Origin of the sequence: Alkalicoccus saliphilus (assembly GCF_003044065.1) — a bacterium.
In the GTDB taxonomy this organism is placed as follows: Bacteria; Bacillota; Bacilli; order Bacillales; family Salisediminibacteriaceae; genus Alkalicoccus; species Alkalicoccus saliphilus.
The window spans coordinates 1-7870 of sequence record NZ_PZJJ01000062.1 but is presented as its reverse complement, the minus strand read 5'-3'; the positions used below and the strand labels follow the sequence as shown (position 1 = coordinate 7870).

General features: G+C 51.8%; 5 protein-coding genes. All 5 read right to left on the bottom strand.

The window, feature by feature from the left end:
* Positions 1-489 precede the first annotated feature (489 nt).
* The 5 genes from fabG to C6Y45_RS17025 all read right to left on the bottom strand — a co-directional run bounded on the left by fabG (position 490) and on the right by C6Y45_RS17025 (position 7739).
* On the bottom strand, positions 490-1230 hold the full coding sequence (gene fabG, locus C6Y45_RS17045) for a 3-oxoacyl-ACP reductase FabG (protein ID WP_107586427.1): 741 nt from the start codon (positions 1228-1230) through the stop codon (positions 490-492).
* Positions 1231-1278: 48 nt separating this feature from the next.
* On the bottom strand, positions 1279-2568 hold the full coding sequence (locus tag C6Y45_RS17040) for a GntP family permease (RefSeq protein ID WP_107586426.1): 1290 nt from the start codon (positions 2566-2568) through the stop codon (positions 1279-1281).
* Between the two features lie 19 nt (positions 2569-2587).
* Positions 2588-4159, bottom strand: a complete 1572-nt coding sequence (locus C6Y45_RS17035; RefSeq protein WP_107586428.1) for an acyl CoA:acetate/3-ketoacid CoA transferase — start codon at positions 4157-4159, stop codon at positions 2588-2590.
* 273 nt (positions 4160-4432) lie between these two features.
* Positions 4433-6463, bottom strand: coding sequence for a sigma 54-interacting transcriptional regulator (locus tag C6Y45_RS17030; RefSeq protein ID WP_107586425.1), 2031 nt, complete (start codon positions 6461-6463; stop codon positions 4433-4435).
* 91 nt (positions 6464-6554) lie between these two features.
* On the bottom strand, positions 6555-7739 hold the full coding sequence (locus C6Y45_RS17025) for an acetyl-CoA C-acetyltransferase (RefSeq protein ID WP_107586424.1): 1185 nt from the start codon (positions 7737-7739) through the stop codon (positions 6555-6557).
* Between the last annotated feature and the right edge of the window lie 131 nt (positions 7740-7870).

Genomic DNA, 7870 nt, shown 5'->3' with positions numbered 1-7870 from the left:
GAGAGATAGCCCCTTCTATCAGGGCGCAGGCCGGCTGATGGCACGAAGGCCTGCAGGAGTAGGAAAAACAGGCGGAGCGAGGGAAAAAAGTTGATAGACTTTTGTCTACTTTATTGACAGAACCACATTTTCTACCAACTTTCCTCGGAATTCTACCACTAATCAGGACTGCGTCGTCCATTTGAGTAACTTCTGCAGAAGAATACCGTTTCTGCTATAGAAGAGCGGGTCGGTCGCGGCAACATGCGTGGTAATTCTACCAACGTGCGACGGAATTCTTCCAACTTTCTTAGAAATAGTTCCAACCGTCCCCTGGAATTCTTCCAACTCCCGCTGGATTTCTACCAACTGCCGTTAATTCTACCAATCTGTTCCGTTTTTCTACCAACTTTCCTCGGAATTCTACCACTCTCCGGGACTGGGGATCATCTATGGGTGCTTGAATAAAAAAAAGCCGGCACGGAGGCCGGCTTTCCTTATGGAATATCTTTAGATGACGACTCCGCCGTCGACGGCAAGAATTTCTCCGGTGATGAAGCGGGCTTCTTTGGAAGCGAGGAACAAGTAGGCGTTCGCGATATCCTCCACCCCTGCCATTTCTTTCAGGACGGATTTTTCTTTCATCATGTTCAGTACTTTTTCCGGCATTTTTTCGGTCATCGGTGTATACACAAAGCCGGGCGCTACGGCGTTGACACGGATGTTAAAACGCCCGAGCTCTTTCGCCCACGTTTTCGTCATGCCGTTGACTCCCCACTTTGTTGCTGCATAATTCGTCTGACCGAAGTTGCCGTACGTACCTACAACGGAGGAGGCGTTTAAAATTACGCCCGCTTCCTGCTCTTTCATCACTTTGGCGGCTGCCTGGGACACGTTGAATACGCCTTTCAGGTTTACATCAATTACCCGGTCCCACTGGTCTTCCTCCATTTTCAGGAGCTGGGCATCCGCTGTGATACCGGCGTTATTGACGACGATATCGACCCGTCCGAACTGATCTTTCGCTGCGTCGATCAGGCCGTTCACGGAAGTGCGGTCCGTTACGTCGACCGTGCGGGCAAGTGCTTCTCCGCCGCTGTCCTTTATTTCTTTAACGATGTCGTTAATATCCTCTTCGTTAATATCGGCGACCGTTACACGGGCTCCTTCTTTTGCGAACGTGAGGGCCGTCTGTTTTCCGATGCCGCGTCCGCCTCCTGTAATGATGGCATTTTTTCCTTCAAGTCTCATGCTACATCTCTCCTCTAATTAAGTTGGTGTTCTTCTACAGGCACGCTTTTAAAGCAGGCCAACAGCGTAAACGAGAATTGCGACCCCGGCAGAAAGAACGGGGATGAGCGCTCCGACAACAAAGATGTCTTTGTAGGAGTCGCGGTGTGTCATACCGGTAATAGCAAGCAGCGTCAGCACGGCACCGTTATGCGGAAGCACGTCGAGCCCGCCCGATGCAATCGAGGCGACACGGTGGAACGCTTCCGGTGAAATGCCGGTTTCCAGAGCGATTTCGTAGTAGCGGGAACCGAGTGCTTCGAGTGCTATCGTCATACCGCCCGAAGCAGACCCTGTCGCCCCGGCCAGTACGTTGATCGCGACGGCCTGGGAGATAAGCGGATTCCCCGGTACGCTCAACACAAGCTGGGTTAAGCGGTCGAATCCCGGCACCGCCTGGACAACTGCACCAAAACCGACAGCGGCACTGGTGTTGACGATCGCTATAACGGATCCGCTTGCACCGCCGTTGATAGCCTGGGTGAAATTATGAAACTTCTTGATATTAAACAGCATAATAGATGCAATACCGGTAAGAAGTGATACAACGATGTCCCACCCAAGGACATTCAACGTGAAAACAACAAGTACGAGCGGCACAAGGGAGAGGAGGAAATTCGGGATTTCATCTCCGGTTTCTGCCCCCACCTCTTTCTTATCTTTCGGTTCCGTGTACACTTCTCCTGCCTGGCGGAGCTTATTTTCTCTCCAGCGGAGATAAAAATAGCCTCCGACGGCCATGACGATGGCTGCAGAAATACCCATAATCGGTGCTGCCATTGCGTCTGTCTGATAGTATCCGCGGGGGATCAGGTTCTGAATCTGCGGCGTACCGGGAATGGCTGTCATTGTAAAAGTAAACGCGCCGAGTGCGACCGTCGGCGGAATGAGCCGCCGCGGAATATTGGCATCCCGGAACATCGTGAGAGCCAGCGGATAAACGGCAAAAACAACAACGAACAGGCTGACCCCGCCGTATGTAAGCACAGCGGCGGAAACAATTACACCAAGAATCGCTCTTTTTGTTCCGATAACACTTGTCAGAGCCTGAGCGACTGATTTGGCCATGCCGGTGTCTTCCATTAACTTACCAAATATTGCTCCAAGCATAAAGACCGGAAACCAGTCCCTCGCAAAACCGACGAAACCTTCCATGTAGGTGCCGGTGTAGGCATCAAGCAGATCGAGTCCGCCGGTGAGGGCGACGACCCCGGCAGCAATCGGCGCCACCCAGATGATGGACCAGCCGCGGTAGGCCAGCCCCATTATGATAACTAACCCTAGAAAAATACCAAGCATGAAGAACCCCTCCTTCCGATTATTTTACCGTTGTTTTTTCAATTTCTTTGTTGAGTCCCATTTTTTCATTTTGAAAAATACGGGTATCCATCTGCTTTAAATCGCTGGAAATTACGGGTTCGAATTCCATATGGGCTAAAATATCCTTTTCCAGATCCATTCCCGGGGCAATTTCTGTCAGAACAAGTCCTTCCGGTCCGAGCTCAAAGACAGCGCGCTCGGTGATGTACATAATCGGTCGGCCTAATTCTGCGGCATACGTTCCGCTGAAGGTTGTCTGTTCCACGTGAGGGACGAATTTTTTGAACCGTCCTTCCTGTTCAATTTGAAGTTCTCCGTCTTTGACAGCTACTTTCAGGCCGCCGGCTGTAAAGGATCCGCAGAAAACGACTTTTTTGGCGTTCTGCGAAATATTGATAAATCCTCCGGCACCGGTTACTTTGGAGCCGAACTTGCTGACGTTGACGTTTCCTTCCTGATCGAGCTGGGCAAGACCTAAAAAGGCAAGGTCCAGACCGCCGCCGTCATAAAAATCAAACTGATACGGCTGGTCGATAATTGCATCCGGGTTGGCTGCAGCCCCGAAACTTAATCCTCCTGCCGGCAGGCCGCCGATCGGCCCGGATTCGACTGTGAGGCGCATTTCGCTGAGAACACCTTCCTCACTGGCCACAGCGGCTACTCCTTCCGGCACCCCGATGCCGAGGTTTGTTATTGCATTTGGAATGAGTTCCATCGCGGAGCGGCGGGCAATGATTTTCCGTTCGTTCAGTGCGAGCGGCTCCAGTTTGTCCAAGGACATGCGGATTTCACCGGAATAAGCCGGATTATAGCTTTCTGCGAACGTCTGCATGTGATTTTCTTCTTCGGACTCGACGACGGCATCGACGAGAATCCCCGGTACTTTTACCATACGTGGATCGAGCGTTCCGCGCTCCACTACTTTTTCCACCTGCAGAATGACGATGCCGCCGCTGTTTTTCGCCGCCTGGGCCATAGCAAGTACTTCAAGGCTTCCAGCTTCTTTATCCATCGTGGCATTTCCCATTTCATCTGCATAGGTGGCACGAATAACGGCCACATCCACTGGGAAGGTTTTATAAAATAAATATTCCCTGCCGCCGATTTCTGTCAGTTCCACGATTTCTTTTTTTGTTACGTTATTAATTTTTCCGCCGTCTTTCCGCGGATCGACAAACGTCCGCAGACCGACGTGGGAAATCGTTCCCGGCTTCCCTGCTGCAATGTCCCGGAAAAGGTGGGTGATAATCCCCTGAGGCAGATTATAGGCTTCAATTTTATCGTCGATCGCCAGCTTGGAAAGCTTCGGGGCAAGACCCCAGTGGCCGCCGATGACCCGTCCGACAAGTCCTTCATGACCGAGATGGTTGAGCCCTTTGTCCTTTCCGTCCCCCTGACCGGCCGCGTACATAATGGAAAGGTTTTTCGGTTCCTGTTCCTCCATGTACCGGGCTTCAATTGCTTTTGTCAGTTCTTCCGGGTGCCCGCATCCGACGAATCCTCCGGTTGCGACCATGGAATTATTTTTTATTTTTTTTACTGCTTCCTGTGCCGTCATTAATTTACTCATCATTCGTTCCCTCCCATTTTTTGATCCTGCCCTTTTTAAATGCAAACCTCATGCCAACTTTTTTCTGACGGAAACGCGGTGCAGCGCCCCGTTTAAGCAAGCGCTTACATGAAACGTTTTCATTTATGTAAGAAAAGCAGGACAGTTCTTTTCCTTTAATTAACAAAGTGTCCGTATTTAATTACATTTTTGACGTCTGGCACTTCGTGTGTTCTATTTTCCGTACAGTTATTCATTCCATAAAAAAAACAGGAGAAATATCTCCTGATTTTTTTATTTATATTTGGTTATTTTTTCGTACAGTGCGGTCCGGCTGACACCAAGTATTTCCGCAGCTTTCGACTTGTTGCCGTTTGTGTAGACGAGCGCCTGTTCAATGGTTTCTTTTTCTGCACGCTGGACTGCTTCCTGAAGGGCCGGTGGTTTTTCGGTCCGCTGCCGGCTTTTTAATTTTGGAGGAAAGTGACTTCCGTCCACTGCTTCTCCGGGCTTCAGGACATTCACTGCACGTTCAATGACGTTTTCCAGCTCTCTCGTATTACCTGGCCATGCGTACTGCAAAAGGCAGCTCTCCGCCTCGGAGGTGATCGCAGGCACCGGTTTTCCGAGTCTGTCGGCCACTTTCTTCAAAAAGTAGGGCAGCAGCACGTTGATATCGTCCGGCCGGGTCCTTAACGCAGGAATATGAACCATAAATACGTTCAGCCGGTAATACAGGTCAAGCCGGAAATCCCCGTCTTCAATCATTTTTTCCAGGTTGCGGTTGGTTGCTGCAATAACACGTATATCCACCGGTTTGGATGCCGTGGAGCCGACCCGTTCTACTTCCCGCTCCTGAAGTACACGGAGCAGTTTGACCTGCATATGCACCGGAAGCTCCCCAATTTCATCAAGAAAAATGGTGCCGCCTTCCGCTGCTTCGAACTTTCCTTTTTTGCCGCCGCGTTTGGCTCCGGTAAAAGATCCTTCCGTGTAGCCGAACAGTTCGGATTCGATCAGATCCCCCGGGATGGCCGCACAGTTTACTTTCACAAACGGTCCCGGTGCCCGGGCGCTTGCCTGATGAATCGCGTGGGCAAACAGCTCCTTGCCTGTTCCGCTTTCCCCCTGCAGCAGAACGTTGGAGTCTGTTTCTGCCGCCTGCCTTGCCAGCTGCTTTGTTTTCTCCCATTCTGTGCTTTTTCCGATCAGCTGCTCAAACTGGTATTTCGCCTGGTTCGTTTCCTGCCACTCCCCCCGGTAGGTGGCAAGTTCTTTTTCGAGATTTTCGATCCTCCGCTTCAGTGCCTTAAACCCTCCGAGGTTTTTAAAAAGCACTTTTCCGACGGCTCCGACAAGTTCCCCGTCCCGGTACAGAGGCATCCGGTTGGCGACCATGTAGTCTCCGTGGATGCGCTGAATGTCGGCAATTTCTGCCACGCCGGTTTCTGCCACAATGTGCATGCGCGTATTTTCGATCACTTCCGTCACGTGCCGGCCGGTGAGCTCTTCCGGAGGCCGTCCGATGAAATCGGCGTACTCTTTGTTCACCATCGTAATAAAGCCTTTTTTGTCGACCATAATGATTCCGTCGTGGGAAAGCTCGATCACCATTTCCATCTGCTCGGCTTTTTCTTTCCATCCTTCTTCCTCCACAGGAGCTTCCTGCTGCTTCAGACGGACGGCGTAGTAGATTTTCTTTCCGATAGTGAGCGGGTGGACCCGCAGCCGGTGCGGGGCGTCATGCAGCTTCACGACCGGAGCGTCGGAACTTCCGCTGTGAAGGAGTCCGGTTATTTCCTGGTAGAAGGGGAGGTTCTCCAGTTTCCCCGGGGGCGGCTGAAAGGATTCCGGACTCGTTGTCAGCTTGATTGTCCCGTCCTCTGCTGCTATAAGTACTTTTTCTTTATCGTAGACAGAAAGCGCCCGAAGCAGCTGATCTTTTTCCTGCTGTGCTTTCTGAACCGCTTTAAGCCATTCGCCGGCTTTTAATACGCCTTTCAGCTCCCCGTCTTTTCCGCTTACCGGAAGGCACGGCGGACTCCATTCCCATCGCAGCGAAGGAATTTCTTCTTCGGTTAACATTTCCGGGAACGGCTCCATGACGTCTGACACTTTTGTATCGGGAGGGAGACCTTTCATCATCGCTGTCATAAGAGAATCCGTGGAAACATAGCCGACAGCTTCTTTGGTTTCGTTCACTACGGGGGAAGCTTCTTCGTGAAGGTGATACATTTTCGCTGCGGCTTCCTGAATGCTTTCGCCGGTCGTTAATACGGTTCTCGGCTTGTGCATCGCCGCTTTTGCCGGAACTGCTTCAAACATCTGCGTCCTCCTTTCTGTTTCGTCGTACAGGAAACGTCAAAAAATTACCGCTCCCGGCTGCTGATGCGCCCGGAGCGGTGGTTAATGATGATTATGGGCGCTGGACGAGCAGGGCTGTGCCCTGACCTCCGCCGATACAGAGAGTGGCGAGCCCTTTTTTGGCGTCCCGGCGTTTCATTTCATAAAGAAGCGTCGTTAAAACCCGGGCTCCGGAAGCTCCGATCGGATGACCGATCGCAATCGCGCCTCCGTTCACATTGACCTTTTCCGGATCGAGCTCCAGATCTCTCGTGACAGAAAGGGACTGGGCAGCAAACGCTTCGTTTGCTTCGATCAGTTCCAGGTCGGACGTCTGCCATCCTGCGCGTTCGAGCGCCTGCTTAGTAGCCGGTACCGGGCCGTAGCCCATGATGTCCGGCTCCAGAGCTGCGTTTCCGTAGGCCGCTATTTCGGCGAGCGGTGTCAGTCCAAGTTCTTTTGCTTTTTCTTCGGCCATAATGACGAGCATGGCTGCCCCGTCATTAATGCCGGAAGCGTTCCCGGCGGTTACTGTCCCGTCTTCTTTCTGGAACGCCGGCTTGAGTTTTGCGAGCTTGTCCGCTGTCATGCCGTGTTTGATGAATTCATCGTCTTTTACGACGATCGGATCTTTTTTACGCTGAGGAATTTCCACCGGTACGATCTCGTCTTCAAAACGTCCGGATGTCTGCGCATCTGCTGCACGCTGCTGGCTCTGAAGCGCAAATTTATCCTGGTCCTCCCGGCTGATATTCCAGCGCTTCGCGATGTTTTCTGCGGTATTACCCATGTGGATCGGGCTGAAAGCATCCATGAGGCCGTCTTTAAGCATCGTGTCGACGAGTTTTCCGTCTCCCATACGCTGTCCCCAGCGGACGTTCGGCATGACGTACGGCGCATTGCTCATGCTTTCCGTTCCGCCGGCGAGAATAACGTCCGCGTCTCCGAGTGCGATAAACTGGGCTGCCATGCTGACGGTTCTAAGGCCGGAGCCGCACAGCTTGTTGATCGCTGTTGCAGGAGTTGTAGCTGGTATCCCGGCGTGGACTGCTACCTGCCGGGCCACGTTCTGACCTGCTCCAGCTGATAAAATATTACCAATGTAAACGTCTTCAATTTGGTCCGCTTTAATACCGGCCCGTTTGATTGCTTCCTCTGCTGCGATTGCACCGAGCTCGACGGCTGATTTTGCGGCGAGTGCCCCGCCGAAGCTTCCCACCGGCGTACGTGCCGCACTGACAATAACTGCTTTTCTCATATATAACCCTCCTCGTATAGTATGTTTAAGTCCCTTTGGAACTTATCAATTTCTCTTGCTTTCTTCTCAAGGATACTTTCCTCTTGGACACCTCGAGATATTTCTAGATAATGGTCTTAGGATCATTTGGG